24 protein-coding genes and 1 pseudogene are annotated in these 26197 nt (G+C 73.1%); 16 read left to right on the top strand and 9 right to left on the bottom strand.

Features of this window, described 5'->3' with window-relative positions; all coding sequences use genetic code 11:
• Positions 1 to 129: 129 nt before the first annotated feature.
• From ACF08D_RS25420 to ACF08D_RS25405, 4 genes are all read left to right on the top strand, one after another.
• Complete coding sequence (locus ACF08D_RS25420) at positions 130 to 3015, top strand: hypothetical protein (RefSeq protein ID WP_392225489.1); 2886 nt, start codon at positions 130 to 132, stop codon at positions 3013 to 3015.
• On the top strand, positions 3012 to 3872 hold the full coding sequence (locus tag ACF08D_RS25415; protein WP_392225487.1) for an immunity 49 family protein: 861 nt from the start codon (positions 3012 to 3014) through the stop codon (positions 3870 to 3872). The genes ACF08D_RS25420 and ACF08D_RS25415 overlap by 4 nt, the downstream gene beginning before the upstream one ends.
• Before the next feature lie 94 nt (positions 3873 to 3966).
• Positions 3967 to 4173, top strand: a complete 207-nt coding sequence (locus ACF08D_RS25410) for an Imm49 family immunity protein (protein WP_392225485.1) — start codon at positions 3967 to 3969, stop codon at positions 4171 to 4173.
• A 34-nt stretch (positions 4174 to 4207) separates the two neighbouring features.
• Positions 4208 to 4993, top strand: coding sequence for a hypothetical protein (locus ACF08D_RS25405; RefSeq protein ID WP_392225484.1), 786 nt, complete (start codon positions 4208 to 4210; stop codon positions 4991 to 4993).
• Between the two features lie 111 nt (positions 4994 to 5104).
• Here ACF08D_RS25405 and hutI read toward each other — a convergent pair whose 3' ends face one another.
• The 4 genes from hutI to hutU all read right to left on the bottom strand — a co-directional run bounded on the left by hutI (position 5105) and on the right by hutU (position 10744).
• Positions 5105 to 6352 (bottom strand): imidazolonepropionase, encoded by a 1248-nt coding sequence (hutI, locus tag ACF08D_RS25400; RefSeq protein WP_392225630.1) that lies wholly within the window; start codon positions 6350 to 6352, stop codon positions 5105 to 5107.
• Positions 6353 to 6456: 104 nt separating this feature from the next.
• The gene (locus tag ACF08D_RS25395) at positions 6457 to 7791 is read right to left on the bottom strand and encodes a formimidoylglutamate deiminase (RefSeq protein ID WP_392225482.1); all 1335 of its coding nucleotides are present in this window, start codon (positions 7789 to 7791) and stop codon (positions 6457 to 6459) included.
• Positions 7782 to 8972 carry an allantoate amidohydrolase gene (locus ACF08D_RS25390; protein WP_392225629.1) on the bottom strand — a complete coding sequence of 397 codons (1191 nt, stop codon included), beginning with the start codon at positions 8970 to 8972 and terminating at the stop codon, positions 7782 to 7784. The genes ACF08D_RS25395 and ACF08D_RS25390 overlap by 10 nt, the downstream gene beginning before the upstream one ends.
• A 107-nt stretch (positions 8973 to 9079) precedes the next feature.
• Positions 9080 to 10744, bottom strand: a complete 1665-nt coding sequence (hutU, locus tag ACF08D_RS25385; protein ID WP_392225480.1) for a urocanate hydratase — start codon at positions 10742 to 10744, stop codon at positions 9080 to 9082.
• Between the two features lie 151 nt (positions 10745 to 10895).
• Here hutU and ACF08D_RS25380 point away from each other — a divergent pair, with 151 nt between their 5' ends.
• From ACF08D_RS25380 to ACF08D_RS25350, 7 genes and pseudogenes are all read left to right on the top strand, one after another.
• Positions 10896 to 12260: a diaminopimelate decarboxylase gene (locus ACF08D_RS25380; RefSeq protein WP_392225478.1), complete on the top strand. Its 1365-nt coding sequence runs from the start codon at positions 10896 to 10898 to the stop codon at positions 12258 to 12260.
• Complete coding sequence (locus ACF08D_RS25375) at positions 12257 to 13612, top strand: APC family permease (protein WP_392225476.1); 1356 nt, start codon at positions 12257 to 12259, stop codon at positions 13610 to 13612. The genes ACF08D_RS25380 and ACF08D_RS25375 overlap by 4 nt, the downstream gene beginning before the upstream one ends.
• A 129-nt stretch (positions 13613 to 13741) precedes the next feature.
• A pseudogene (locus ACF08D_RS25370) lies at positions 13742 to 13948 on the top strand (roadblock/LC7 domain-containing protein); the annotation flags it as partial.
• A gap of 114 nt (positions 13949 to 14062) precedes the next feature.
• Positions 14063 to 14461 carry a hypothetical protein gene (locus ACF08D_RS25365; protein WP_392225627.1) on the top strand — a complete coding sequence of 133 codons (399 nt, stop codon included), beginning with the start codon at positions 14063 to 14065 and terminating at the stop codon, positions 14459 to 14461.
• Positions 14458 to 15321 (top strand): transcriptional regulator, encoded by an 864-nt coding sequence (locus ACF08D_RS25360; RefSeq protein ID WP_392225474.1) that lies wholly within the window; start codon positions 14458 to 14460, stop codon positions 15319 to 15321. Before ACF08D_RS25365 ends, ACF08D_RS25360 begins: the two co-directional genes overlap by 4 nt.
• An 85-nt stretch (positions 15322 to 15406) precedes the next feature.
• On the top strand, positions 15407 to 16039 hold the full coding sequence (locus tag ACF08D_RS25355; RefSeq protein ID WP_392225472.1) for a roadblock/LC7 domain-containing protein: 633 nt from the start codon (positions 15407 to 15409) through the stop codon (positions 16037 to 16039).
• A 6-nt stretch (positions 16040 to 16045) separates the two neighbouring features.
• Positions 16046 to 16420: a hypothetical protein gene (locus ACF08D_RS25350; RefSeq protein ID WP_392225470.1), complete on the top strand. Its 375-nt coding sequence runs from the start codon at positions 16046 to 16048 to the stop codon at positions 16418 to 16420.
• 7 nt (positions 16421 to 16427) lie between these two features.
• On the opposite strand, the gene ACF08D_RS25345 is transcribed toward ACF08D_RS25350, so the two are convergent.
• The gene (locus tag ACF08D_RS25345; protein ID WP_392225468.1) at positions 16428 to 17114 is read right to left on the bottom strand and encodes a hypothetical protein; all 687 of its coding nucleotides are present in this window, start codon (positions 17112 to 17114) and stop codon (positions 16428 to 16430) included.
• Between the two features lie 147 nt (positions 17115 to 17261).
• Positions 17262 to 18107 carry a MurR/RpiR family transcriptional regulator gene (locus ACF08D_RS25340; RefSeq protein WP_392225466.1) on the bottom strand — a complete coding sequence of 282 codons (846 nt, stop codon included), beginning with the start codon at positions 18105 to 18107 and terminating at the stop codon, positions 17262 to 17264.
• A gap of 231 nt (positions 18108 to 18338) precedes the next feature.
• On the opposite strand from ACF08D_RS25340, the gene ACF08D_RS25335 reads away from it, so the two are divergent.
• Positions 18339 to 18788, top strand: a complete 450-nt coding sequence (locus tag ACF08D_RS25335; protein WP_392225465.1) for a hypothetical protein — start codon at positions 18339 to 18341, stop codon at positions 18786 to 18788.
• A gap of 373 nt (positions 18789 to 19161) precedes the next feature.
• On the opposite strand, the gene ACF08D_RS25330 is transcribed toward ACF08D_RS25335, so the two are convergent.
• Positions 19162 to 20547: a cystathionine beta-synthase gene (locus tag ACF08D_RS25330; protein ID WP_392225463.1), complete on the bottom strand. Its 1386-nt coding sequence runs from the start codon at positions 20545 to 20547 to the stop codon at positions 19162 to 19164.
• Between the two features lie 119 nt (positions 20548 to 20666).
• Here ACF08D_RS25330 and ACF08D_RS25325 point away from each other — a divergent pair, with 119 nt between their 5' ends.
• The 3 genes from ACF08D_RS25325 (at position 20667) to ACF08D_RS25315 (ending at position 24500) form a co-directional block, all read left to right on the top strand.
• A complete protein-coding gene (locus ACF08D_RS25325) occupies positions 20667 to 21653 on the top strand; it encodes an SGNH/GDSL hydrolase family protein (RefSeq protein WP_392225625.1) in 987 nt (328 codons plus the stop codon).
• Between the two features lie 144 nt (positions 21654 to 21797).
• Positions 21798 to 23018, top strand: a complete 1221-nt coding sequence (locus tag ACF08D_RS25320; protein ID WP_392225461.1) for an acetyl-CoA C-acetyltransferase — start codon at positions 21798 to 21800, stop codon at positions 23016 to 23018.
• 540 nt (positions 23019 to 23558) lie between these two features.
• Positions 23559 to 24500 (top strand): hypothetical protein, encoded by a 942-nt coding sequence (locus tag ACF08D_RS25315; RefSeq protein WP_392225623.1) that lies wholly within the window; start codon positions 23559 to 23561, stop codon positions 24498 to 24500.
• Here the strand turns inward: ACF08D_RS25315 and ACF08D_RS25310 are convergent.
• Entirely contained in the window at positions 24484 to 24831 is a 348-nt protein-coding gene (locus ACF08D_RS25310; protein ID WP_392225459.1) for a hypothetical protein, read from the bottom strand. The two genes, ACF08D_RS25315 and ACF08D_RS25310, sit on opposite strands and share 17 nt — an antisense overlap.
• Before the next feature lie 100 nt (positions 24832 to 24931).
• On the opposite strand from ACF08D_RS25310, the gene ACF08D_RS25305 reads away from it, so the two are divergent.
• Complete coding sequence (locus tag ACF08D_RS25305) at positions 24932 to 25162, top strand: DUF4287 domain-containing protein (RefSeq protein ID WP_126889288.1); 231 nt, start codon at positions 24932 to 24934, stop codon at positions 25160 to 25162.
• An 85-nt stretch (positions 25163 to 25247) separates the two neighbouring features.
• Here ACF08D_RS25305 and ACF08D_RS25300 read toward each other — a convergent pair whose 3' ends face one another.
• Positions 25248 to 26141, bottom strand: coding sequence for a Bax inhibitor-1/YccA family protein (locus ACF08D_RS25300; protein ID WP_392225457.1), 894 nt, complete (start codon positions 26139 to 26141; stop codon positions 25248 to 25250).
• Positions 26142 to 26197 lie beyond the last annotated feature (56 nt).

The raw sequence follows: 26197 nt of genomic DNA, 5'->3' as shown, positions 1-26197 counted from the left end.
CGACGCACGCATGGTGCGGGGCTGGCCCGGAGACGGGCCGGAACTGGCGCGATTGCCGATTGCACCCGTGACGACGGGGTTGATAGGCATGTCGTACACAAGATCCATTCGTTCGGGGGGAACGACGAGTTGAGCAGCGACGCGCCGGTCGACCCGGCGGAAATACCGCGGTTCACCGGTGACGAGACGGAACTCGCCGCGAAGGTGAAGGCACTGTCCGGCGCGGGGGCCAGGATCTCCACGGCCGCCGGTGACGTGCACAGCTCCTTCGGTGGCCTGAGCGCCTACTACAAGGCGCCGGAGGCCGACCAGCTCTTCGCCACGACGAAGCCGGTGCAGGACCTGGCCCTCGACGTCGGCGGGGACCTGTGCGTGATCGCCGGTGCGCTGGGGACGTACGCCGACGAGATCCGGCCCCTGGTGAAGAGGCTGGACGAACTGCGGCGGTCCGCCGCGGAGTTCCGTGCCAAGGTCGCCGGTGACGAGACCTGGCGCGAGGACGGCGACCTGATCGACGAGAACCTCGGCCGCCGCAATGAGGTCGCCGAAGTCTGGGCCCGGTTCCAGGCGGCCGAGCGGACCTGCCACGACACGATCGTGGCCCTGGTCGGGAAGCCGCCGCTGAAGGTGGACGACGGCTCGCACCAGCCGGGGATGTACGGCTACGACGCCGAGGTGCTCAAGCAGGTCAAGGCCCTGCCGTGGGGCGAAGCGGTCGCCGAGTCCACCCCGGGGTGGCAGGTCTGGGAGCACACCGGCGACTTCCTGGAGGGCTTCTTCGTCGACGGTGTGTGGGGCACCGTCACCAGCCTCGGCACGCTGGTGGGCGTCCATGGCTGGGACGAGGCCGGACAGGCGTGGAAGGGCCTGGGCATGGTCGCGACGGGACTGGCGATCAGCTCGGTCCCGGTCGTGGGCGGGTGGTACGGCTCGGCGCGCGACGAGGAACTCCCCGGCTGGCTGCGGGACTCGCGTACCGCCACGAAGGAGGCGGGCAAGGCGTTCCTGGCCTGGGACCAGTGGAAGGAGAACCCCGGCCGGGCGGGCGGGGCGGTCACCTTCAACTTCCTGAGCACCGTCTTCACGGGCGGGGCCGGGGGCGCGGTCGCGGGCGCGGGGCGGACGGCCAGGGCGATCTCCTTCGTGGGCAGGGCGGGCCGGGCGGTGGACCCGACGGTGTACCTGTTCAAGGGCGCCGCCGCGAGCCTGTCGCGGATCGGTGACGTCATGAAGGGCCTGCGCGGCATGGGCCGGGTCGACGTGAGCCTTCCGCCCGGCACGGTCGAGCTGCCGGCGGGGGCCTCCGTCCTGCCCGACGGAACGTTGCGCCTCCCGGCCGGCGCCGAGGTCCCCGCGGGCGTCCTGGAGGTCCCCCCGGGCACGGTCCGCCTCCCCGCCGGCACCCCGGCCCCGCGGGGCTCGGTCGACCTCGGCGACGGCCTGGTCCGCCTCCCGGCCGGCACCCCGGCCCCGCCCGGCGCGGTGCCCGTACCGGAGGGCACCCTCAGGGTCACCGACGGGACGCTCACCCTCCCGCAGGGCACGGTCCGGCACACCGACGCCCAGGGCGACACGGTGTACCTCACGCCCCGCGGCGACCTCTACGACGCGAACGGCACGCTGCTCCAGGCCGCCGAGGAGGCCCGCCGAGAAACCCGCCCGGCCCCCGCCCGCCAACCCGCCCTGGTCGGCGCGGACGCCCGCGCGACGGAGGGCACGGCCGGCGGCGGCCCGGACGGGACGCCGGGGGACGTGGGGCGGATCGGCACCGATCCCGCCGCCCCCGATCCGGACCGCACACCAGGCGGACGCGTCGGTGAGCACATGCCGTCCAACGCCCTGGGCGACTCCGGCCCGGACCGCGGGGACAGCTCCGACGCCCACCCGAGCACCGGAGACCGTGCGAGCGGCTCGCCGGCCGGTGAAGGGCACGACAGGGGGCCTGGTTCCACGACTTCCGGGAACGGCCACGGTGGTCCTGCCACTTCTGACCACGGTGCTCGCGCGACGACACGCCCCGACCCCTCTGGCTCGGACCCTGTCCCTGCCCCGCATGGTGAGGGTGCCACTGGCTCGGCCGATGCCGGACAGGTCAACGGTGAAGCAGGGCAGCCCGCCCGGACGGACGGAGGAGCGGGGAACGAAACGGGCGACCAAACGCCGCCCCGTTCGGCCGAGGAGAAGAAGCGAATCCAGGACGAGCACGTTCGGCTGGCGAATGAGGACCCGGCCTGGCGCCACGCTCACTACGACGCTCGCTTCCACCGCCGGGATGCGGACAGATACGTGGACGGGCAACTGCTTCCCAAGCTGACCGAATTGCCCGACGGCCGACTGATCGCAACGAACGAACTGCCTTACGCGGACCGCGAGTACTACCGGTTGAAACCGAAGAACATCGGGCTGGACTCAGTGCGGCGTGAAGTCAGATCCGAGCTCGACGAGCTGGCCGAGGCTCACAAGGCCTACCTCGATCTCGGCGACGCCCAGAGATCTCACGAAAGGGGGCCGACCGCCGACACCCTGCGAGCTCTGGAGAGCGCCCGTGCGGCGATGGGTGACCGACCCAACAATACGCAGATCGGCGAGCAGCTCGGCGAAGGAGCGGCGCGGCTGCACGCCATCCCCAAGGCATTCAAGAACGCCGCGGAGATCTCGCTCATGGAGACGGGAAATGGGGCGAGAAGATTTGACCAGTTGTACCGTCTGGACAACGGCAAGGGTGACTTCGTCATTGTCGAGGCAAAGGCGCCTGGCGGGACACTGGACTGGCGCAAGGGAGCAGGGCCGGAGAGTCGGGCAATGGTGAAGCAGGGGACGATCGAATACGTCCGGACCATCCTCCACGAGATGACCAAACGTGGCGATCCGGACAAGGGGATCGCCGAGGACATGGGGCGCGCGCTGCGTAACAGGAAGGTGCAATACGTCCTCGTTCACGCCAACGACCATCCCGGAACCTATGCTGGGGCCAATCTTCAGTACTTCGACCTCTACAGGGAAGGACGCCAGTGACCGTCGTCGTCCCCCGCCATGACATTCCTGCGGACAACGCCCCGGGGCGCGAGCCGGTCCTCGACCGTGGGACCGTCTGGGCGCTGGAGGACCTGCACGAGTCTCCTCAGGCCATCGCTGACGCGATGAGTACGTCGTTGATCCTGGCGCGGGCCAGGACTGCCGCCGATCCCACGGCGCAGTGGCTGGAGACCTGGGACGTGTGGGTCACAGCCATGCAGTCCGGCTCAGCCATGTTCGCAGCGGCCACGACCTCGGCTCCGAGTGTGGAATCACGTATCCACCACGAGATACGCACGGTCCCGGCGACGGGCCCCCAGCCGTGGATCGACGCGGGCAACTGGTTGACGGCCTTTTGGCTGGCCGTCATCTGCCGCGACAAGGAACGCATCGACGGCTTGTGCGAGGTGCCGGTTTCGCTTCTCCGCCAGTCCAGTTCGGTCTATGACGAGTACGTCTTCGCCTGGATCGAGACGCTGCAAACGTACTGGTCGGGGCGCGGGGACGTGGGGCAGAAGCTGGTGGAGGCCGCCCGCGGGGCGGCCCCGGGAGCCGCCCCGATCGCCGGACCGGAACTGCTGTCGAAGATCCTGTGGCCGCACATCGACCTGTTCCACCGGTTTGTCACCGGTGATCACGAGCGTTTCACCACCTCACTGGCCAACGCCCTGAAGTGGCACAAGGAATACTGGACCGCCGACACCGAGCGCGCCCAGGACAGTGACGGGTTCGTCGCCGTCGGGCCACTCGCGGTGGCCTGTCTCGCTCATGACGCCGGCTTCCCGATCGAGGTCGAGTCGGAGTATCTGCCGCGGCACCTCTTGCTGGGTACCTGGGTGGGCGAGTTCACCACCTGAACGTCACCGGCCCGGTGCGAATCGGAGGTCGTGGGCGGAGCCCTGTTCCGGGTGACGAGCGCCACGGAGGGGGTGCAAGAGCGCCGTATCCATCATGCGGTCCGACGACTCCCAGCCATGGGGCTCCGGGCCTTCCGCCCATGCCTTCCACTTGATCGAGGCGTGCTGGTACGGCGTCGTCTGCAGCGACCAGCAGCGGATGACCGCGTTGTGCCAGGTCCCCCTGGAGCGTCTCCGGACTTCGGGTGCCGAGCACAACGAGTACCTGTACCACCGGGTCGGCGCCCTGCAGGCGTACTGATCGCGCCGCCCGCCCAATTGGGATTGGGACAGGAATGACCGACCGGCCTGCACGGACCATGCTGCACCGCCTGCACGCGGTCGATTGGGTGGGGGACTGGGACATCTCGTTCCGGCACGTCATGTCGCGCCGCCTCCTGATGCGTGAGTACCTACGGCGCGCGGCTCTGTGGGCCCGGCACTACTCAGCCGAACGCGAGTGGCCCTTCTTCGACGCGACGGAGTACGCGCACCCCGGGTTCCGTCTCTCGCCGGAGCTTGCTTCAGACCTTGAGGAGCTCCTTCGCAAGGTCCCCGGCAGCTCACTGAGGACCACCTGCGCGGGCGCCGTACGGATGGCGGAACTGAGGAACGGGAAACCCTCCGCCCTGCCCGACTTGCCTGACCTGTACGAACCCCTGGTTCTCTTCTACGAACGCGGCGGAGAGTTCGTACAGGACGATGCCGGCGCCCTAGACCTGACCGGAGTGTCTTTTCGGCCGGGCACGCCGCAGGGCAACCTCCAGACGCCTGCTTTCCTGGCGCTCAGCGATGCCGTACTCGATGCCGTTGACGCCGCGGGGCGCATCTCGTACTACGCCCCGTCCAGTGGGCAAGGCCCCCTCCTGAGGCGTCGCCTGGTTCGTGGCGAGCGGTACGACGAAGAATTCGGTGACGATCTGCGCTGGTCTGCGACCGGCCGACTCCCCGACACGGAGGAAGCCATCGCGGCTGCGGGCTTGGTCCCGGTCGGCGAGATCGCCGCGGCCGGGCTGATCGGGTCGGTCGTCGAAGGACGGCGGAACTCCGGCACGAGCATCGGACACACGACAGAGCAGTAACACCGGGGAGCCCGAGTGACCGTCTCGGTCCCTCGCCACGACGGGGCCGGGCCGGGCCCGGGCGGGGCTTCAGGGGCATTGCTCCGGAGGCCACGCCCGTGCAGGGGACCGTCAGACGACCCGTTCGCCGGCGCGCCAGACTGCTGCGGTCAGGGGGACCCCCGGGCGGTAGGCCAGGTGGACGTGCGAGGGGGCGTCCAGGAGCGTCAGGTCGGCGCGGGCGCCGGGGGTGAGGCGGCCGATGTCGGTGCGGCGGAGGGCGGCCGCGCCGCCGGCGGTGGCGGACCAGAGCGCCTCGTCGGGGGTCATCCCCATGTCCCGTACCGCCAGGGCGATGCAGAACGGGACGGACGACGTGAACGACGAGCCCGGGTTGCAGTCGGTGGAGAGGGCCACGGTCACGCCCGCGTCGAGCAGGCGGCGCGCGTCGGGCCACTCGGCGCGGGTGGAGAACTCGGCGCCCGGGAGCAGGGTCGCCACCGTGGCGCCGCTCGCGAGGGCGTCGACGTCGGCGTCGGTGAGGTGGGTGCAGTGGTCGGCGCTCGCCGCGTCGAGCTCGACGGCGAGCTGGACGCCGGGCCCGTACGACAGCTGGTTGGCGTGGATCCGCGGGTGCAGGCCGCGCGCCTGGCCGGCCGTGAGGATCGCGCGGGCCTGGTCGCCGTCGAAGGCGCCCTTCTCGCAGAACACGTCGATCCAGCGGGCGTGCGGGGCGCAGGCGTCGAGCATCTCGCCGGTGACGAGGGCGACGTAACCGGCCGGGTCGTCGGCGTAGTCGGGCGACACGATGTGCGCGCCGAGGTAGGTGACCTCGTCGGTGTGGCGGGCGGCGATGCGCAGCGCGCGGGCCTCGTCCTCGACGGTGAGGCCGTAGCCGGACTTGGTCTCGAAGGTGGTGGTGCCCTGGCGCAGCGCCTCCCGCAGGTAGTGGGTGACGTTGGCCTCGAGGGCCTCGTCGGTGGCGGCGCGGGTGGCGGCGACGGTGGTGCGGATGCCGCCGGCGGCGTAGGGCTGCCCGGACATGCGGGCGTTGAACTCGGCGGTGCGGTCGCCCGCGAAGACGAGGTGGGAGTGGGAGTCGACGAAGCCGGGGATCACGGCCCGGCCGCCGGCGTCGACCCGGTTGTCAGTGGCGGGTGCTTTGCTTGATTCACCGATCCAGGAGACGCGGTCGCCGTCGATGACAACGGCCGCGTCCCGGATCAGTCCGAGGGGGGATCCATCACCGAGGGAGGGGTCGTTGGTGACCAGGCTGGCGATGTTGGTGATGACGGTGGCCGTCGCCGCGACGGGGTTGTTCGCCGTCGCGGGGGCGGCCGTCGCCGGGGGGTTGTTCGTGGTGTCGGGGCCGCTGTTGATGCTGTTCATGGTGAGGGGTGTCTCCTTCAGCGGTGTCCGCGGTCGTCTCGGCGGGGACGGGCGGCTCGGGGGCGGTCGTCTCGGCGGGGGCGGCGGTGCGGGGTTCAGCTCCGCAGCGCCGCGATCGCGTCCGCGAGGGCTCGGGGTACGTCGGGCACCAGGGAGTGGTTCCCGTCCTGGACGACATGGCGACCGCCCACGACCGTATGGCGCACATCCGCTGCCGACGCGGCGAATACCGCTGTCTCAGCTGCCAGACGCGGTACCGGTCCCGCTGTCCTGACCGTGTCGAGGGCGATCGTCGTGAAGTCGGCGAGCGCCCCGGCCTCCAGGCGGCCCGCGTCGGGCCGGCCGAGCGCGGCGTGCCCGTCGGCGGTGGCGGCGCGCAGCAGCGCGGCGGCCGTCCAGTGGCCGCGGGTGCGGGAGCGGAGGCGCTCGTCGAGCTCCATCGCCCGTGCCTCTTCGAGCAGGTCGATCACCGCGTGGCTGTCGCTGCCCAGCGACAGGGGCGAGCCGGCGTGCTGGAGGGCGACGGCCGGGCCGATGCCGTCGGCGAGGTCGCGTTCGGTGGTGGGGCACATGCAGGTGCCGGTGCCCGACCCGCCGATGAGCGCGATGTCGGCGTCGGTGAGGTGGGTGTTGTGGACGCCCGTGGTGCGGGGCCCGAGGACTCCGTGGTCGGCGAGCAGCTCGGCGGGGGTGCGGCCGTGGGCGGCCAGGCAGGCGTCGTTCTCCGCCGTCTGCTCGGAGAGGTGGACGTGCAGGGGCGCCCCGCGTTCGCCGGCCCACTGGGCGACGGTGGCCAGCTGGTCGGCGGGGACGGCGCGGACGGAGTGGATGGCGGCGCCGACGCGGACGCCGGCGCGTTCCTTGAGCCCGGCGGCCCGTTCGGCCCACGCCTCGGCGGTGCCGTCGGAGAAGCGGCGCTGGTGCCGGTCGGGGGCGGCGCCGAAGCCGGAGGAGAGGTAGGCGGTGTCGAGCAGGGTGATGCGGATGCCCGCCTCGCCTGCCGCCGCGATCAGCGCCTCGCCCATGGCGTTGGGGTCGGCGTAGGGGGTGCCGTCGGGCCCGTGGTGGAGGTAGTGGAACTCTCCGACCGCGGTGATGCCGGCGAGGGCCATCTCCGCGTACACGGCGCGGGCGAGGGCGTGGTAGCTGTCGGGATCGAGCCGGGAGGCGACCTGGTACATGACCTCGCGCCAGGTCCAGAAGGTGCCGGAGCCGACCTGGACGGTGCCGCGCAGGGCGCGGTGGAAGGCGTGGCTGTGGGCGTTGGCGAGGCCCGGCAGGGTCAGGCCGCGCAGGGTCACCGCGCCGGGCGGCGGGGTTCCGACGCCGGTGCGGACGGCGGTGATGCGGCCGTCGGACACGTCGAGGGCGACGCCCGGCTCGGCGACCGGGTCGAGCCAGGCGTGTTCGGCCCAGTAGGTCAGCGGCATGCCAGGCCCTCCAGGACGTCGGCGAGGGCGTGGACGCCGGCCACGCAGTCGTCCTCGGCGGCGAATTCGGCCGGGGAGTGGGAGACGCCGGTGGGGTTGCGGACGAACAGCATGGCGGTGGGGACGGAGGCGGACAGGATGCCCGCGTCGTGTCCGGCTCCGGTGCCGAGCACCGGGACCTGCCCGCCGAGGATCTTGGCCAGCTCGTCCCGCAGGGCGTGCTCGAACTCGACGACGGGGGTGAAGGATTCGCGGACGACGGTGAGGTCGATGCCCTGGCGGCCGGCCGCCTCGCGGGCGGCGGCCTCGATGCCGGAGACGACCGTGTCGAGGGTGGCCTGGTCGGCGGCGCGGGAGTCGAGCCAGCCGCGTACGAGGGAGGGGATGGCGTTGACGCCGTTGGGCTCGACGGCGATCTTGCCGAAGGTGGCGACGGCGCCCGCCAGTTCCGCCTCGCGGCGGGCGGCGAGGACGGTCTCGGCGTACGTGAGCATCGGGTCGCGCCGGTCGGCGAGCCGGGTGGTGCCCGCGTGGTTGGCCTCGCCGTGGAAGTCGTACCGCCAGCGGCCGTGGGGCCAGATGGCGGAGGCGATGCCGATCGCGTCGCCGGAGAGGTCCAGGGCGCGGCCCTGCTCGACGTGGAGCTCGACGAACGCGCCGATGCGGGCGAGGCGTCCGGGGTCGGGGCCGATGGCCTCGGGGTCGTATCCGGCGGCCTCCATCGCCTGCGGGAGGGTGGTCCCGTCGGCGTCCACCAGCCGGTGCGCGGCCTCCTTGGTCAGCTGTCCGGCCGTGAGGCGGGAACCGACGCAGGCGAGACCGAAGCGGGCGCCCTCCTCGTCACCGAAGTTGGTGATGGCCAGGGGCCGGCGGAACTCCGCTCCCCTGTGGCGGAGTTCGTCGAGGGCGGCGAAGGAGGAGACCACGCCCAGCGGGCCGTCGAAGGCGCCGCCGTCGGGGACGGAGTCGAGGTGCGAGCCGGTGACGACGGCGTCCTCGCCGAGGGGGTCGCCGAGCCAGGCCCACTGGTTGCCGTTGCGGTCGGTCTCGTAGGTGAGGCCGCGGGCCTCGGCCTGTTCCTGGAACCAGGTGCGGCAGTCGGCGTCGGCCCCGGTCCAGGCGTGGCGGCGGTAGCCGCCGCTCGCCGGGTGGCGGCCGATGGGGGCGAGGTCGGCCCACATGGTGTGGAACGAGTCGCCGGTGGCCGCCGCCTCCGGGCGGGGGGCCGGGGCGGGCCGGTCGGCCGGGCGGGTGGGCCCGCCGTGCTCCGCGGGCCGGTCGGCCGGGTTCATGACGCCTCACCCTCGCGCATCGGGACGCGGACGCCGCGCTCGCCGGCGACGGACTCGGCGATGTCGTAGCCGGCGTCGACGTGGCGGATGACGCCCATGCCGGGATCGTTGGTGAGGACGCGGCGGATCTTCTCGCCGGCGAGCGGGGTGCCGTCGGCGACGGTGACCTGGCCGGCGTGGATGGAGCGGCCCATGCCGACGCCGCCGCCATGGTGGAGGGAGACCCAGGAGGCACCGGAGGCGACGTTGACCATGGCGTTGAGGAGCGGCCAGTCGGCGATGGCGTCGGAGCCGTCGAGCATGGCCTCGGTCTCGCGGTACGGGGAGGCGACGGAGCCGCAGTCGAGGTGGTCGCGGCCGATGGCGAGGGGGGCGGACAGCTCGCCGGCGGCGACCATGTCGTTGAAGCGCTCGCCGGCGCGGTCGCGTTCGCCGTAGCCGAGCCAGCAGATGCGGGCGGGCAGGCCCTGGAAGTGGACGCGTTCGCCGGCCATCTTGATCCAGCGGGCGAGCGACTCGTTCTCGGGGAAGAGGTCGAGGATCGCCTTGTCGGTCTTGTGGATGTCGGCGGCGTCGCCGGACAGGGCGGCCCAGCGGAAGGGGCCCTTGCCCTCGCAGAACAGGGGGCGGATGTAGGCGGGGACGAAGCCGGGGAAGGCGAACGCGCGGTCGTAGCCGGCGAGCCGCGCCTCGCCGCGGATGGAGTTGCCGTAGTCGAAGACCTCGGCGCCGGCGTCCATGAAGCCGACCATCGCCTCGACGTGCCGGGCCATCGACTCCCGGGCGCGGGTGGTGAAGCCGGCCGGGTCCTTGGCCGCCAGGGACGCCATGTCGTCGAAGTCGACGCCGACGGGGAGGTAGGAGAGGGGGTCGTGGGCGGAGGTCTGGTCCGTCACAATGTCGATGGGCGCGCTCTCGGCCAGCATGCGCGGGAGCAGGTCGGCCGCGTTGCCGAGGAGGCCGATGGACAGGGGGCGGCGGGCGTCGCGCGCCTCGACCGCGAGTTGGAGGGCGTGCTCCAGGGAGTCGGCCCGGACGTCCAGGTAGCGGTGCTCGATGCGGCGCTCTATGGCGCGCGGGTCGCAGTCGACGCAGATCGCCACGCCGTCGTTCATGGTGACGGCGAGCGGCTGGGCGCCGCCCATGCCGCCGAGGCCGGCGGTGAGGGTGATCGTCCCGGCGAGGGTGCCGCCGAACTTCTTCGCGGCGACGGCGGCGAAGGTCTCGTACGTACCCTGGAGGATGCCCTGGGTGCCGATGTAGATCCAGGAGCCGGCGGTCATCTGGCCGTACATGGTCAGGCCGAGCTGCTCCAGCCGCCGGAACTCCTCCCAGTTCGCCCAGTCGCCGACCAGGTTGGAGTTGGCGATCAGGACGCGCGGCGCCCACTCGTGGGTCTGCATGACGCCGACGGGGCGGCCGGACTGGACGAGCATCGTCTCGTCCTGCTTGAGGGTGCGCAGGGTGCGGACCATGGCGTCGAAGGACCGCCAGTCGCGGGCGGCCTTGCCGGTGCCGCCGTAGACGACGAGCTTGTCGGGGTGCTCGGCGACCTCGGGGTCGAGGTTGTTCTGCAGCATCCGCAGGGCGGCTTCCTGCTGCCATCCCAGGGCGCTCAGTTCCGTACCGCGCGGGGCTCGTACGGGGCGGGGTCCTGACATGGGGATGCCTCCTCGGTCGCGGTTCGCGGCCCGGCCCGGCGGCCCCCGGGACCGGCACCACGATTGCAGATTCAGTTATTCACATCTTGCAGTGCTGAATAGACGTAGTCAACGGCTGCGTCCGGCGACACCGGATGATTGGCTGGGACCCATGGCTTCAGACCGTCGCGACCTGGCCGTCCGAGCAGCAGTCGACCAAGCCCTCCTCACCGGTACCGCCCCCGTCGCCGCCCTCCTCGACACCGACGGCGTCCGCGCCTCCGCCGCCGCCCTGCGCGCCGCCTTCGCCGCCGTCACCGACGCGCCCGTCCTGCACGCCTTCGCCGTCAAGGCGTCCCCGCTCGTCCCCGTCCTGCGCCTGCTGTACGAGGCGGGGCTCGGCGCCGAGGTCGCGAGCCCCGGCGAGCTGGCCCTGGCCCGCGCGGCCGGGGTCGACCCCGCCCGCATCGTGCTGGACTCCCCCGCCAAGACGATGGCCGAACTCGGCGAGGCGCTCGCCCTCGGGATCGCCGTCAACGCCGACAACTTCCAGGAGCTGGCCCGCCTCGACGCCCTCGTCGGGCGCCGCCCCACCCGCTCCCCGATCGGGCTGCGCGTCAACCCCCAGATCGGCGCCGGCGCCATCGACGCGCTGTCCACGGCCACCGCCACCTCCAAGTTCGGCATCGCCCTGCGCGACGAGGGCGCCCGCGCCCGCGTCGTCCGCGCGTACCTCGACCGCCCCTGGCTGACCCGGCTGCACACCCACTCCGGGTCGCAGGGCGTGCCGCTCCCCCTCCTCGCCACCGGCATCCGGGAGGTGTACCGGCTGGCCGAGGAGATCAACGCGGCGGCCGGCCGCCGGCAGATCGACACCCTCGACATCGGCGGCGGCCTGCCGGTGAACTTCTCCTCCGACGAGGAGACCCCGACCTACGCCGAGTACGCCCGGCTGCTCGCCGACGGGGTGCCGGGGCTGTTCGACGGGCGGTACGGCCTGGTGACCGAGTTCGGCCGGTCGCTGCTGGCCAAGCACGGCACCGTCCTGGCCCGCGTCGAGTACACCAAGACGTCCGGCGAGCGCCCCATCGCCGTCACCCACGCGGGCGTGCAGGTCGCCACCCGCACCGTCTACGACCCGGACTCCTGGCCGCTGCGCATCGCCGTCTACGACGCCAAGGGGATGCCCAGGACGGGTGGCGGGGCCGTCGAGCAGGACGTGGCCGGACCGGCCTGCTTCGCGGGCGACCTGCTGGCCGTGGGCCGGCGGCTGCCCCCGATCGAGCCGGGCGACATCGTGGCGGCGCTCGACACCGGCGCGTACTACTTCGCGCACCACTACGCGTACAACTCCCTCGCGCGCCCCGGTGTGTACGGTTTCACGGTCCGGGAGGGCGGGGACGTCCGCTTCGCCACCGTACGGCCGCCGCAGACCCTCGCCGAGATCGTCGCCGAGGCAGGTGGCGGACGCCCGGACGTGCTGCTCATGGACGCGGCGGGCATCCCCCCGGCCGGCCGGGGCAAAACCCTTCCATGACCACCACGGAACAGCCCGCGGGGGCTCACGGAGAGCCGGCCCTCAAGCGGGTCATCGGGCCGAAGCTGCTCATCCTGTTCGTCATCGGCGACATCCTCGGCACCGGCATCTACGCCACCACCGGCGCGGTCGCGGGCAAGGTCGGCGGCGCGCTGTGGCTGCCGTTCGTCATCGGCTTCGTCGTCGCCATCCTTACGGCGGCCTCGTACGTCGAACTCGTCGGCAAGTACCCGCAGGCGGCCGGCGCCGCGCTCTACACCCAGAAGGCGTTCAAGGTCCCCTTCCTGACCTTCATCGTCGCCTTCATGGTGATGTGCTCCGGCCTGTCGTCCGCGAGCGCCGCCGCCCGCGCGTTCAGCGGCGACTACCTCTCCGAGTTCACCCGGGGCGCGATCCCGCCGACCCTGGTGGCGATCGTCTTCATCCTGGTGCTCGCCGCGCTCAACCTGCGGGGCGTGTCGGAGTCCGTGAAGACCAATGTCGTCCTCACCCTGGTCGAGCTGACCGGCCTGGTGATCATCCTCGCCATCGGCGCGTGGGCCGTCCTCACCGGGGGCGGGGAGCCCTCGCGCCTGGGCGACCTGGAGGCGAGCGGCACGGGGTACGCGCTGATCACCGGCGTGCTGGGCGCCACGGCGCTCGGCTTCTTCGCCTTCGTCGGCTTCGAGGACTCGGTCAACATGGCGGAGGAGACCCGCGACCCGGTCCGCACCTTCCCCAAGGCGATCTTCACCGGTGTCGCGGTCACCGGCACCATCTACGTCCTGGTGGCGCTGGTCTCGTCCCTCCTGGTCGACTACCGCACCCTGGAGGAGTCCAGCGGGCCGCTGCTGGAGGTCGTCAAGGCCGGCGGGGTCGACTTCCCGCCCAAGGCGTTCGCGCTGATCGCGCTGTTCGCCGTCACCAACTCGGCCCTGATCAACATCATGATGGCCTCGCGCCTCTGCTACGGCATGGCCAACGAGCGGATCCTGCCGCGCGCCATGGGCCGGGTGCTGAGCGGGCGCCGGACCCCCGTGGTGGGCATCGTGTTCGTGTCGCTCCTGGCGATCGGCCTCGTCTCGACCGGGGAGATCGAGGGCCTGGGCGACACCACGGCGTTCCTGCTGCTGTGCGTCTTCGCGGTGGTCAACATCGCCGTCCTGGTCCTGCGCCGCGACCCGGTCGAGCACCGGCACTTCCGTACGCCGACGGCGCTCCCGGTCCTCGGCGCGATCACCGCGCTGATCCTGGCCAGCCCGCTCGCCGACCGGGACGCCGACGTGTACATCCGGGCGGGGGTGCTGGTGGCCGTCGGCATCGTGCTGTGGGCCGTCAACAAGCTGGTGATGCGGCTCCGCGGCGAGTCGTAACCGCCGACCATATCCCGGGCGGGGCACGTTCCTTCGGAAAATGCCAGAACTCCCACCAGGGGTGCGAACGATGCGTAGCGTCGTCGTCACCGACCTGAAGCGCAACGGGGAACTGGGAGGGGAGCCCGCGTGCCCGGAATCGACGAGTGCCTGCGCGAAGTGATGAGCCTGCCGGGCGCGCGGGGAGCGGCACTCGTCGACTGGACCAGCGGTCTCGCCCTCGGCACGGCCGGGCAGTCCCCCGTCGGCGACCACGACACCACGGCGGCGGAGACGGCGGAACTGGCGCGCGCGGCCGCGGAGTACGAGTCGTTCGCCCCCGACACCCCCGGCGACGGGCCGCCGGCGCCCTCCGCGTCCGGTGGTACGCCAGGGACCGGCGCTTCCGGTGGTACGCCGCGGACCGGCGCTTCCGGTGGTACGTCGCCGGCCGGCGCGGCGCCGGGGGCGGTGAACGGCGCGGCGGCCGGCCCCGGGGGCGGCGGGCCCGGCACGGCGTCAACCTCCGCCGCCTCGGCCCTGGTCCCCGTACCGTCACCCCTCCCGGCCGGCCCGCACGCGGCGGCCGGCGGAGGCCCCCCGGCGGCCGGCGCCCCGGTCGCGGGGAGTGTCCCGGGCGCGGCGGGCACCGCGCTCCTGCCCGTTCTGCCCGGGGGCGTCGACCCCAAGGCCCCGCCCGTCGAGGACGTCATCGTCACCACCCGTACCAGCTACCACGTCCTGCGGTTCGTGGAGACGACCTTCGACAGCAGCGTCTTCCTGCACCTCTGGCTGGACCGGTCCACCGGCAACCTGGCCATGGCCCGCCTCCGGCTGCGCGAACTGGCCGAGCGGCTGGTGCTGGTATGAGCACCCGCACCCGGACCGCCACCAGCGTCGTCTCGCCCATGCTGCTGCGCCTCGCCCGTGAGCGGGCCACCGGCGCGATGGTGCGCGACCACGGCACGCTGTACCTGGTCGACGGGCACGTCGCCCACGCCGAGAGCCCCGTCGCCCCCGGCCCCGACGTCCTGCTCACGGCGGGCGGACGGCTGGCCCGGCACGGCCGGGTGGCCGCGGGCGAGCTGGAGATATGCCAGCTGGGCGCCCTGTTCGACGCCGCGTTCTTCGCGCTGGCGCCGGGCCGCCGCCCGGCCCACTTCCAGTACGGGGCCGTCGCCGGGACGCACGCCGTGCGCGCCGTACGGCCCGTGTCCGCCGCCGACGTGGAACGCGAGACGCTCCGCCGCCGCGAGCTGCTCGACCACGTGTGGCCCTACCCCGCCGTCGACGCCGCGCCGGTCGTCCCCCGCCCCGCCGCGCCTGGCCAGACCGTCACCGCCCGCCAGCGCGCCCTGCTGGCCCAGGCGGACGGCAGCCGCACCCCCGCGCAGCTCGCCTGGGTCCTCGGGCGGCCGGCCTTCCACACGCTGCTGGACATCCGGCGGCTGGCCGCGGCCGGGCTGGTGGCCACGCCCCTGGAACCGCCCCGGCGTACGCCCTCCCTGGCGTACGAGCCCCTGGCCCACGCCCGCGCCGGAGCGCGGGACCCCCGCGAGCATCCCGGCCCCCTCGAAACTCGGGCGCATCCCGGCCCGCTCGAACCTCACGCGCCCCGCGCGCCCCGCGAACCCTCGGTGGTCCCGGCCGACTTCCCGGCGGACTTCTCGGCCGACCCGGACATCGCCCTGCTCCGCCGGCTCCGTGACGCCCTGGAGGCCCACCTGTGACCGCCCGTACGCCCCGGCACCGCTCATGAGGCGAGCCCTGCGACAGCGCGCCGAGAAGAGCCGGAGGAGCGAGAGGAGACAGCTGATGACGGCGGCCGAAGCCGAGGTGCTCGGCGAGCTCAGACGCCTGCGGGCCCGGGTGCCCCAGGTGACCGGCGCGCTCGCGGCCAGCACCGACGGCATGGTCCTGGCGCGGGACACGGCCGACGCCGACGCGGCGGAGGGCGTCGCGGCGCTCACCGCCGCCGCGCTGGGCGTGGCGCTGCGGCTGACCGACGCCACCGGACAGGGCGGCTTCCGCGAGCTGCTGGTCCGCGGCGAGCACGGATACGTCGCCACGTACGCGGCCGGCGGCTCCGCCGTGCTGACGCTGCTGGCCGAGCCGCGGATCAATGTGGGCCGGCTCCACCTGGAGGCGCGGCGCGCCAGTGTGCGCATCGGCGAGCTGGTGGACGGCGCCTTGGACCGGCGCGAGGCCCCGGCGGCCTCCGCGCCGGGACCGGTCCCGGCACCGGCTCCGGCGCCCATTTCCGTACGTACGCCGGCGGTCGCGCCGGAGCGCGCGGCGCGTGCCACGCCCGCCGCCACGGCGCGTACGCCCACGGCGACCGCCCCCTCGGCCTCGGCCACTCCCCCGGCGGCGGGGACCCACCCCGCGCTGCCCGTACGACAGACCACCATTCCGCCCCTCCCGTCCCACAAACCGAAGGAAGCGTGACGTCCCATGGCCAACACCGAAACCGCCCTCAAGGAAGCGACCACCGTCATCGACGGCGCCGTCGGGGCCGCTCTCGTCGACTACACGAGCGGAATGGCCCTCGGCACGATCGGCGGCGGCAAGGACCTCGACCTGACGGTCGCCGCCGCGGGCAACACCGACGTGGTGCGCGCCAAGTTGCGCACCATGGAGATGCTCGGGCTGAAGGAGGACATCGAGGACATCCTCATCACCCTGGGCAGTCAGTACCACCTGATCCGGCTCCTCAGGGGCCGGGGCACCGACGGTCTGTTCCTCTATCTGGCGCTGGACAAGAGCCGGGCCAACCTGGCGATGGCCCGCCACCAGCTCCGCAAGATCGAGGCGGACCTGGAGGTCTGACGCGGGGTCAGCGGCGCCGCGCCCCGCCCGGCGCGGCATCGCCCGCTGCGATCCCCGTCGACCGGTATCCCGCCGACCCGGGTCCCACAGGCCGGGGCCCCATCGGCCGGTGTCCCGTCGGCCGGTGCTCCCGGGGCCCGTTCTCCGCGGACCCGGCCCCGTTCGCCGCGGCCCCGTTCGCCGTCGCCCGGGTCCTCCTCGGGGTCCTGCCGGCCGGCCCCGCGCCGAGCCGGTCGACGGGCACCCACCACAGGGTCTCCTCGGTACGCTCCAGGCGGCCGAGCCACCCGGCCCGCAGCCACAGCCCGGCGCCCGCGCCCGCCAGCCACAGCCCGCCCGCCCCGGGCAGGGCGAACGAGGAGGCGAGGGCGGCGAGGAAGGCGCCCAGCAGCCACCAGCGGCGGGAGCGCCGCCAGAGCCGTACCGTCACGGCCCGGTCCTGGAGGAAGTCCGCCCGCGCGGCCCTGGTGGCCCCCGCGATCAGCCGGGTGTGGCGCCCGCGGCGTACGGTCGCCACCGCGGCGGCGGTCACCAGGAACAGCGCGGCTCCCGACAGCAGCCCGATGCGCCGCCCGGTGAGCCCGGGGAGCAGGGCGCCCGCCGCGGCGGCCGTCAGCCCCAGCCACCACAGGGGTGCGGCCCCCGCCCGTACGATCACGGCCACCCTCGCCAGCGCCTGTCCGCCCCGCGCCACGTCCGCCTCCCTGTGTCAGGATCCGCCCTCGAATGCGGCGGAAGGCTAACGCGCCCTCCTTAAAGGCACATGAGAGGGCTCGGGGGCCGGTCCGGGGCACCCCGCACAGGGGCGGCGGCTACTCCACGAACAGGCCCCGGGCGGCGGCTACTCCACGAACAGGCCCCGGGCGGCGGCGGCCGTGTCGAACTCCTCCAGCCGCGCCTGGGCGTCCGGCAGCCCGTCGCACATCGCCTCCAGCAGCACCCGCCCCAGCAGCATGGGCGCGCAGGCCGTGTCGAAGGCCAGGCCCGTGCCGACGGCCGCCGGGACGAGCAGGTCGCTGTGCTTGGCGACCGGGGCGAAGGCGGAGTCGGCGACCGTGACGACGGTGAGCCCCGCATCGCGTGCGTAGGCCAGGGCGTCCACGACCTCGCGCGGGTGCCGGGGCAGCGCGAAGCAGAGCAGCACGGTCGCACCCGCGCGCACGGCGGCGTCGATCCGGTCGGCGAGCATGGTGCCGCCCTCGTCGAGCAGCCGGACGTCCGGGTGGACCTTCGCGGCGAAGTACGCGAACCCCCGGGCCTGCGAGGACGCGGCGCGCAGGCCGAGCACCAGGAGCGGACGGGACGTGGCGAGCAGGCGCCCGGCGCGCTCGACCGGCCCGGGGTCGGCGAGCAGGTCGGCGAGGTGCCGCAGGTTCTCGATCTCCCCGAGCACGGCCTGCTGGTACTCGTTGTACTCGGTCTCGCCGGCCGCCCCGGGCACCGGTTCGGCCGGGGCCACCTCGCGCAGGTGCTTGCGCAGCGCGGGGTAGCCGTCGAAGCCGAGGGCGACGGCGAAGCGGGTGACGGACGGCTGGCTGACGCCGGCCAGCTCGGCGAGTTCCACGCTCGACAGGAACGGTACGTCGGCGGCGCGGCGCACCATCGAGTGGGCGATCCGGCGCTGCGTGGGCGTCAGCCGGTGCCCCTCGAAGAGCGCCTGCACCCGTGCGGCAGGGCTGTCGCTCATCCCGTCCCCCTCTTCGGCCACGTGGGATATTCAGTCTCCTAAGACTTTGCATGACGGTATGCAGCCGGGCAAGCGGCCCCTTGTCGCGCGCCCCGGCGGCGGACGGCTGCGCCCCGATCGGTTCCGGCGACCCGGGGGGTGCGCCCGGGGGTGTGCGGGGGGCGTGCCGGGGGTGGAATACGGGGGCTGGCCCTACCGACAGGGCGGCCCGGGATCCGTACCGTTGTGCGCATGGAAGCCCGCGAAGTCAGCGAAGTACGCGCAGCCCGCGACACGGAGCTGGAGAAGGAGCTCGACGCCACGCTCCAGGCCCGGCGCGAGCTGGGAAGTGAGTACGAGTCGGCGCTGGTCGAGTCGTTCCTGGAGAAGGTGGAGCAGCGGCTCGACACCACGGTCGACCGCCGTGTGCGCCGCCGGCTCGCCGAGCAGCAGACGCTGGTCGCCCGGGGCGGGCGCCCGGGTGGCGGCACCCGGCCGTTCGAGGAGGGGTTCGGCGAGCGGTTCGGCTTCGGGATCGTCTCGCTGATCCTCGCGGTCCCGCTGTCGGCGATCGGTGCGGCCCACCAGGGACTGGAGGGCCTGATCGTCGCCTGGGCCGGCATCGTCGGCATCAACATGGCGCACTCGCTGCGCGGGATATCCCGCCGTCGCGACCGGAGCGGCACGGACCCCGACTTCTGATCCCCCGGCCGGGGCGGGGGCCGGGGCCGGGGCACGGGCGGGAACCAGGGTACGGGCGGGAGCCGCGGTACGGGCGGGAGCTGCGGCCCGCCGAGCCTCAGCGGGGGCAACGGGCAAGTCAGAGGCGCGGGGAGGTGGCGCGGGGACCGCCGCACCCCCGTTGCCGGGGGGCGGGACGACGGCGGTCCCCGCGGGGGACACGGGCCCGGGTCAGGGCCGGTCTCCGCGTCCGCGGCGCACAGGTGGGTCGTCCGGGAGCCGCTCCGGAGGGCCTTGGCGCCGACACGAACAACGATGCACGACGAGTGTTAAGGGGGTGCTGCCACGACGTGTCGTGCTCGTACCGAATGCGCGAAGCGCCTTCCCCTGGTGGCTACTTGCCGTCCTTGGCGAGGAAGGCCAGCAGGTCCTGACGGCTCACCACACCGGTGGGCTTGCCCTCGACCAGCACGATCGCCGCGTCGGCGGTGCCCAGGACCGACATGAGGTCGGCGACCGGCTCGCCCGAGCCGACCTGGGGCAGCGGCGGGCTCATGTGCTTGTCGAGCGGGTCGTCCAGCGAGGCGCGCTTGGTGAACAGGGCGTCCAGCAGCTCCCGCTCGACGACGGAGCCGACGACCTCGGCGGCCATCACGTCGGGGTGGCCGGCGCCCGGCTTGACGATGGGCATCTGCGAGACGCCGTACTCGCGCAGGACCTCGATCGCCTGGCCGACCGTCTCGTCCGGGTGCATGTGGACGAGCGTGGGGATGGCGCCCTCCTTGTGGCGGAGGACGTCGCCCACGGCGGCGGAGGTGCCGGCCTCCTCCAGGAAGCCGTAGTCGGCCATCCACTCGTCGTTGAAGATCTTGGACAGATAGCCCTTGCCGCTGTCGGGAAGGAGGACGACCACCACGTCGTCGGGGCCGAGGCCCTCGGCGACCCGGAGCGCCGCGACGACGGCCATGCCGCAGGAGCCGCCGACGAGGAGGCCCTCCTCCTTGGCGAGGCGGCGGGTCATCTGGAAGGAGTCCTTGTCCGAGACGGCGACGATCTCGTCCGTGACGGTCCGGTCGTAGGCGCTGGGCCAGAAGTCCTCGCCGACGCCCTCGACCAGGTAGGGGCGGCCGGAGCCGCCGGAATAGACGGAGCCCTCGGGGTCGGCGCCGACGACGCGGACCGTGCCGTCGCTGATCTCCTTCAGGTACCGGCCGGTGCCGGAGATGGTGCCTCCGGTGCCGACGCCGGCGACGAAGTGGGTGATCTTCCCGCCGGTCTGGTCCCACAGCTCGGGACCGGTGGTCTCGTAGTGCGAACGGGGGTTGTTCGGGTTGGAGTACTGGTCCGGCTTCCAGGCACCCGGCGTCTCACGGACGAGGCGGTCCGAGACGTTGTAGTAGGAGTCGGGGTGCTCGGGGTCGACGGCCGTGGGGCAGACGACGACCTCGGCGCCGTACGCCCGCAGCACATTGATCTTGTCGTTCGAGACCTTGTCGGGGCAGACGAAGATGCACTTGTAGCCCTTCTGCTGGGCCACGATGGCAAGGCCGACGCCGGTGTTGCCGGACGTGGGCTCGACGATGGTGCCGCCGGGCTTGAGGGCGCCGCTCTCCTCGGCCGCCTCGATCATGCGCAGGGCGATGCGGTCCTTGACCGAACCGCCGGGGTTGAAGTACTCGACCTTGGCCAGGACGGTCGCCTGCAGGCCCTGGGTCACACTGTTGAGTCTCACCAGCGGGGTGTTGCCGACGAGGCTGATCATCGAGTCGTGGTATTGCACCGTAGTCTCCGGGGTCTCCGTATGGGTCCCGCCAGCGTATGCGTAGTCGGAGTCGAGTACGGGGCAGTTACCTCTTGTACCGGATCGAGGAGGTGGCTGCCCCTATGTCGAGGGCGAGTATGGCGCGGCGGATCGCTGCCGGAGCGGCGTACGGGGGCGGCGGGATCGGCCTGCTGGGGGCCGCGGCCGTAGGAGTGCTGCTGACGGAGGTGCAGCTGGCGAAACGTTCGGTGGGCGGGGGCGTGGCGCCGCTGCCGCCGTGCGCGGACGGACTGTACGGCCGGGGGTACGGGGGCGGCGCGGAGCCGCTGCGGCTCGCCCTCGCGGGTGATTCCACGGCGGCGGGGCAGGGGGTGCGGCGGGCGGGACAGACGCCGGGCGCGCTGCTCGCCTCGGGGCTGGCGGCGGTCGCCGAGCGTCCGGTGGAGCTGCGGAACGTGGCGCTGCCGGGGGCGCGGTCGGACGACCTGGAGCGGCAGGTGGCGCTGCTGCTGCTCCATCCGGGCCGGGTTCCGGACGTGTGCGTGATCATGATCGGGGCGAACGACGTGACGCACCGGATGTCCCCCACGCAGTCGGTGCGGTACCTCTCCACGGCGGTGCGGCGGCTGCGCGCGGCGGGCGCGGAGGTGGTGGTCGGCACCTGCCCGGACCTGGGCACCATCGAGCCGGTCTACCAGCCGCTGCGGTGGCTGGCGCGGCGGGTGTCGCGGCAGCTGGCGGCCGCGCAGACGATCGTGGTGGTGGAGCAGGGCGGCCGGACGGTGTCGCTGGGCGACCTGCTGGGCCCGGAGTTCGCGGCGAACCCGCGCGAGATGTTCGGGGCGGACAACTACCACCCGTCGGCGGAGGGGTACGCCACGGCCGCGATGGCGGTGCTGCCGACGCTGTGCGCGGTGCTGGACGTGTGGCCCGAAACGGACCGGCTGGAGGCGGACCGGCGGGAGGGCATGCTGCCGGTGGCCAAGGCGGCGGCGGAGGCGGTGGAGGAGGCCGGTACGGAGGTCACGGGCGCCCGTGCCCCGTGGGCGCTCCTCAAGCACCGGCGCAGGCGGCGGCTGCCGTCCGTCCAGGACCCGGCACCGCTGCGGGACGCCCGCCCCTGAGGGGCCGTCCCGGGAGTACCCTGGCACCACGGGTGAGCGAGCGCTTAGAAATGCGGCCCGCATCACACGCCCTGTCCGATGACCTCCGCGATACGTACGGGTAACTTCCCTCTCAGTCCTGCCCTTCGCCCCTCAGGAGCCGTGATGCCCGAAGCCGTGATCGTCTCAGCCGCCCGCTCCCCCATCGGCCGGGCCTTCAAGGGGTCTCTGAAGGACCTGCGGCCGGACGACCTGACCGCCACGATCATCCAGGCCGCGCTCGCCAAGGTGCCCGGGCTCGACCCGCGCGACATCGACGACCTGATGCTCGGCTGCGGCCTGCCCGGCGGCGAGCAGGGGCACAACCTGGGCCGTATCGTCGCCGTGCAGATGGGCATGGACCACCTGCCCGGCTGCACCATCACCCGGTACTGCTCCTCGTCGCTCCAGACGTCGCGGATGGCCCTGCACGCCATCAAGGCCGGAGAGGGCGACGTCTTCATCTCGGCCGGCGTCGAGATGGTGTCCCGCTCCGTGAAGGGCACCAGCGACGGTCTGCCCGACACCCACAACCCGCTCTTCGCCGAGGCCGAGGCCCGCACCGCCGCCCGCGCCGAGCAGGAGGGCACCGACTGGCACGACCCGCGCGAGGACGGCCAGATCCCGGACGCGTACATCGCCATGGGCCAGACCGCGGAGAACCTGGCCCGCCTCAAGGGCGTGACCCGCCAGGACATGGACGAGTTCGGCGTCCGCTCGCAGAACCTGGCCGAGGAAGCCATCAAGAACGGCTTCTGGGAGCGGGAGATCACCCCCGTCACGACGCCCGACGGCACGGTCGTGTCCAAGGACGACGGCCCCCGCGCGGGCGTCACCATGGAGGGCGTGCAGGGCCTCAAGCCGGTCTTCCGCCCCGACGGCCTGGTCACCGCCGGCAACTGCTGCCCGCTGAACGACGGCGCCGCCGCGCTGGTCATCATGAGCGACACCAAGGCGCGGGAGCTGGGCCTGACCCCGCTGGCCCGGATCGTCTCCACCGGCGTCTCCGGCCTCTCGCCCGAGATCATGGGGTACGGCCCGGTCGAGGCCAGCCGGCAGGCGCTCCGGCGCGCGGGGCTGACCATGGACGACATCGACCTGGTCGAGATCAACGAGGCGTTCGCCGCGCAGGTGATCCCGTCCTACCGCGACCTGGACATCCCGCTGGAGAAGCTGAACGTCAACGGCGGCGCGATCGCCGTGGGCCACCCCTTCGGCATGACCGGCGCCCGCATCACCGGCACGCTGATCAACAGCCTCCAGTTCCACGACAAGCAGTTCGGCCTGGAGACGATGTGCGTGGGCGGCGGCCAGGGCATGGCGATGGTCATCGAGCGGTTGAGCTGAGCGGTAGCGGAGGGTGGGGGTCGCCCCGTCCCCGGCACGGCACCACCCGGCGCCCGGGCGGCACCTGCCCGCAGCGGTCGCGAAGCACAGCGCGACCGAGAAAACGCGCGGCTGAGCTGAGCGGTAGCGGAGGGTAGGGGTCGCCCCGCCCCCGGCACGGCACCACCCGGCGCCCGGGGCGGCACCTGCCCGCAGCGGTCGCGAAGCACAGCGCGACCAACAAAACGCGCGGCTGAGCTGAACCGAGCCGAACTGAGCCGAGCCGGACTCAACTGAACCGAGCCGAACCGTGGCGGAGGGTAGGGGCCGTCCCGCTCAACCCCCTCGCGTCCCAGCCGTGACCGAATCTCCCCCAGGATGTGACCTATCTCCCGGGGGAGATTCGTTTGTGCAGGTCAGGCTCGGCATCCCGGAAACCCACGAGGCCAAAGACCTGTCCTGTTCGTGACGTAATGCACTGACAGGGGGCGCGGGGGCAGGTCAAGCTGATGTAGGAAGTGCGGGGGATCGATTGAAACCGGGAGTAAGTCAGTGAGCGCCATGTCTCTCGCCCTGCTGCTGACCACGGCCACCGCCACGGCCGTGGGCGCCGCTGCCCTGCATGCCGCCCACGGGCTGCGCGGGCAGGTCACCGCGCTGCGCGCGGAGCTCGCCGCCTCGCGGACCGCCGACCGGGGCCCGACGGTGCCCCACGCCCGTACCACCGAGGACATACGGTCGGCCGTGGCCGAGGCGCTCGCCGAGGAGCGGGAGCGGGAGCTGGCCGAGGCGCGGGCCTTCTGGGCCGCCCAGGAGGCGCGGGACGCCTCGGACGGGCCCGGGGCGCTGTTCGGCGGGTTCGGCACCCTGAGCGGGCCGGGCGCGCCGGGAGAGGCCCCCGCGGGGCCGGGCGGGCCGTTCTTCCTGCCGCGCCAGGCGGACTTCGCCGGGCTGGAGGCCATGGACGCGCTGGACGCCCTGGACCTGGGCGCCGAGCGCGCGGAGTACGCCGACGGCGCCGCCGCCCCGGACGACCTGGACGCCCTGGCGGAGCTGCCCGACATCCCGGGGATCACCGGCACCGCGGGCATCACCGACAACCCGTACCCCGAGGACTCCCCCGAGCTGGCCGCGGCCCGCCGGCGGCACCCCTCGCACCCCGACTTCGTCCCCGTCCAGACGCCCGTCGTCACCGACCACGAGCGGACCGTCTCGCGGCTGGAGGAGCTGGCCGAGACCCGCACGGCGCTCACCGACGTACGGCCCGGGCCGCTCGGCACGCTGGACGTGTACGTCTTCGCGGACGGCACCACCCTGTGCATGACGCCGGGGCACCGGGAGACCGCCGAGCGGCTCGCGGACGCGCTGCGCGACGGCGAGGCGCCGGTGCTGCTGGGCGGCTCGGGAATCTCCGGGGCGTACGCGCTGACGTTCTCCTGCGGCAGCGGCGACGACGCCGAGAACGTCTACATCCTCGCCGACCGCGTCATAGCGTCGCTGTAGCGGCGGCCCGCCGCACCGCCGCCACCGCGTCCGCCAGCTCCGCGCGGAGCCGCTCCGGGGACGGCCCGGCGGCGCCCGGCCCGGCGCGGAGGATTTCCGCCAAGTCGCGGGCGGCCACCACCAGCTGGTCCCCGACCGCGAAGACCCCCGCGTCCGGCATGGTCCGCGGCGGGGTGCCCGGCTCCTCCAGGCGCTGCGCCCGCCGGGCCAAATCCCTGGCCAGGGCCAGCCCCTCGGCCGCCGCGCCCCGCTGGAGGCGGCTCTGCGGGGCGGCCCGCAGCCGGTCGGCGAAGCGTTCGGCGGCGGCGGTCAGTTCTGTCGTATCGAGCACCCCGCGACCCTACGCGCCGTCGCCGGACTGTTGCCAACGGGCGAACGCTCGGGCACGGTGACGTGAAGGACCACACGCGCAGAAGCGTCCGGAGGCGCCGATGTCCCATGTCTTCTCCGAAGAGACCCACCGCAATCTGCTCTCCCGCATTCCCCACTGCACGGGCCGGCAAGTGTCCGAGTGGCTCCGCACCGTCGAGGAAGGCCCCTCCCTCGTCCGCTTCGAGGAGAAGGTGAGCTGGCTCCGGGGCGAGCACGACCTCAGTTACGGGCACGCCAAGGCGATCATCCACGAGTACGACCTGAGGCGGGCCGCCCGCAAGCTCCTCTGAGGGCCGGGCCCCCGCACGGCGAAGGGCCCGCCCGGCGGTCGCCGGACGGGCCCTTCGTACCGTCCCGTGCAGGGACGGCGGACGATCAGTCGTCGCCCTGGAGGATCGACAGCAGTCGCAGGAACTCCAGGTAGATCCACACCAGCGTCATGGTGAGGCCGAAGGCCGCCAGCCACGACTCCTCGCGCGGGGCACCGTAGGTGACGCCGTCCTCGACCTGCTTGAAGTCGAGGGCCAGGAAGCACGCGCCGAGGATGATGCCGATGACACCGAACAGGATGCCGAGGCCGCCGCTGCGGAAGCCGAGGCCGTCACCGCCGCCGAACACGGCGAACAGCAGGTTCACCGCCATCAGCAGGACGAAGCCCAGCGCCGCCGCCATCACGAAGCCGTAGAAGCGGCGGGTGACGCGGATCCAGCGCATCTTGTACGCGATCAGCACACCGGCGAAGACCGCCATGGTGCCGAGCACCGCCTGCGGGACGACGCCGGGCGAGACGTACGTCGAGACGGCGCTGGAGATCACGCCGAGGAAGACGCCCTCGAAGGCCGCGTACAGCAGGATCAGCGCCGGCGACGCCTTGCGCTTGAAGGACTGGATCATGGCGAAGACGAAGGCCACGAGGGCCGCGCCGATGCCGATGCCGTACGACGTGCCGAGGTTCGCCGGGTCGACCGGCAGCAGGAACCAGGCGAGCACCGCGGTGACGAAGACCGTACCGAGCGTCATCGCGGTGCGGGACACCACGTCGTCGATGGTCATCGCCCCGGGGCGCGCCGGGGCCTGGGCGGGGGCACCCTGGGGGGCGCCCTGCGCGTAGGGGTCGGTCGCGTACGGGTTCGTCGCGTACGGATTGGTCGCGTACGGGTTCGCTCCAGCGGCGGGGCCCCCGGCCTGCGGCTGCTGCGCGTTGAAGCCCGCATAGCCGTTGTCGCGGCTGAACCCCCGTCGCGAGAAGACCGGGTTGCTGCTCCTCATCTCACTCCTCCATGGCCGCCGTGCGCGGCCTTGGAACAAGAGTAATGGGCAAGCAA

The sequence above is a fragment of the Streptomyces sp. NPDC015131 genome, from assembly GCF_043079975.1.
In the GTDB taxonomy this organism is placed as follows: domain Bacteria; phylum Actinomycetota; class Actinomycetes; order Streptomycetales; family Streptomycetaceae; genus Streptomyces.
The sequence above is the reverse complement of the archived record's forward strand: the minus strand, read 5'-3'. Positions and strand labels throughout refer to the sequence as shown.

Excerpts from the sequence above, each read along its gene's own strand:
- ACF08D_RS25410 (WP_392225485.1), top strand. The coding sequence starts at position 3,967 with ATGCGGTCCGACGACTCCCAGCCATGGGGCTCCGGGCCTTCCGCCCAT.
- ACF08D_RS25405 (WP_392225484.1), top strand. The coding sequence starts at position 4,208 with ATGACCGACCGGCCTGCACGGACCATGCTGCACCGCCTGCACGCGGTC.
- ACF08D_RS25395 (WP_392225482.1), bottom strand. The coding sequence starts at position 7,791 with ATGCCGCTGACCTACTGGGCCGAACACGCCTGGCTCGACCCGGTCGCC.
- ACF08D_RS25390 (WP_392225629.1), bottom strand. The coding sequence starts at position 8,972 with ATGTGGGCCGACCTCGCCCCCATCGGCCGCCACCCGGCGAGCGGCGGC.
- hutU (WP_392225480.1), bottom strand. The coding sequence starts at position 10,744 with ATGTCAGGACCCCGCCCCGTACGAGCCCCGCGCGGTACGGAACTGAGC.
- ACF08D_RS25380 (WP_392225478.1), top strand. The coding sequence starts at position 10,896 with ATGGCTTCAGACCGTCGCGACCTGGCCGTCCGAGCAGCAGTCGACCAA.
- ACF08D_RS25375 (WP_392225476.1), top strand. The coding sequence starts at position 12,257 with ATGACCACCACGGAACAGCCCGCGGGGGCTCACGGAGAGCCGGCCCTC.
- ACF08D_RS25360 (WP_392225474.1), top strand. The coding sequence starts at position 14,458 with ATGAGCACCCGCACCCGGACCGCCACCAGCGTCGTCTCGCCCATGCTG.
- ACF08D_RS25355 (WP_392225472.1), top strand. The coding sequence starts at position 15,407 with ATGACGGCGGCCGAAGCCGAGGTGCTCGGCGAGCTCAGACGCCTGCGG.
- ACF08D_RS25350 (WP_392225470.1), top strand. The coding sequence starts at position 16,046 with ATGGCCAACACCGAAACCGCCCTCAAGGAAGCGACCACCGTCATCGAC.
- ACF08D_RS25340 (WP_392225466.1), bottom strand. The coding sequence starts at position 18,107 with ATGAGCGACAGCCCTGCCGCACGGGTGCAGGCGCTCTTCGAGGGGCAC.
- ACF08D_RS25335 (WP_392225465.1), top strand. The coding sequence starts at position 18,339 with ATGGAAGCCCGCGAAGTCAGCGAAGTACGCGCAGCCCGCGACACGGAG.
- ACF08D_RS25325 (WP_392225625.1), top strand. The coding sequence starts at position 20,667 with ATGGCGCGGCGGATCGCTGCCGGAGCGGCGTACGGGGGCGGCGGGATC.
- ACF08D_RS25320 (WP_392225461.1), top strand. The coding sequence starts at position 21,798 with ATGCCCGAAGCCGTGATCGTCTCAGCCGCCCGCTCCCCCATCGGCCGG.
- ACF08D_RS25315 (WP_392225623.1), top strand. The coding sequence starts at position 23,559 with ATGTCTCTCGCCCTGCTGCTGACCACGGCCACCGCCACGGCCGTGGGC.
- ACF08D_RS25305 (WP_126889288.1), top strand. The coding sequence starts at position 24,932 with ATGTCCCATGTCTTCTCCGAAGAGACCCACCGCAATCTGCTCTCCCGC.
- ACF08D_RS25300 (WP_392225457.1), bottom strand. The coding sequence starts at position 26,141 with ATGAGGAGCAGCAACCCGGTCTTCTCGCGACGGGGGTTCAGCCGCGAC.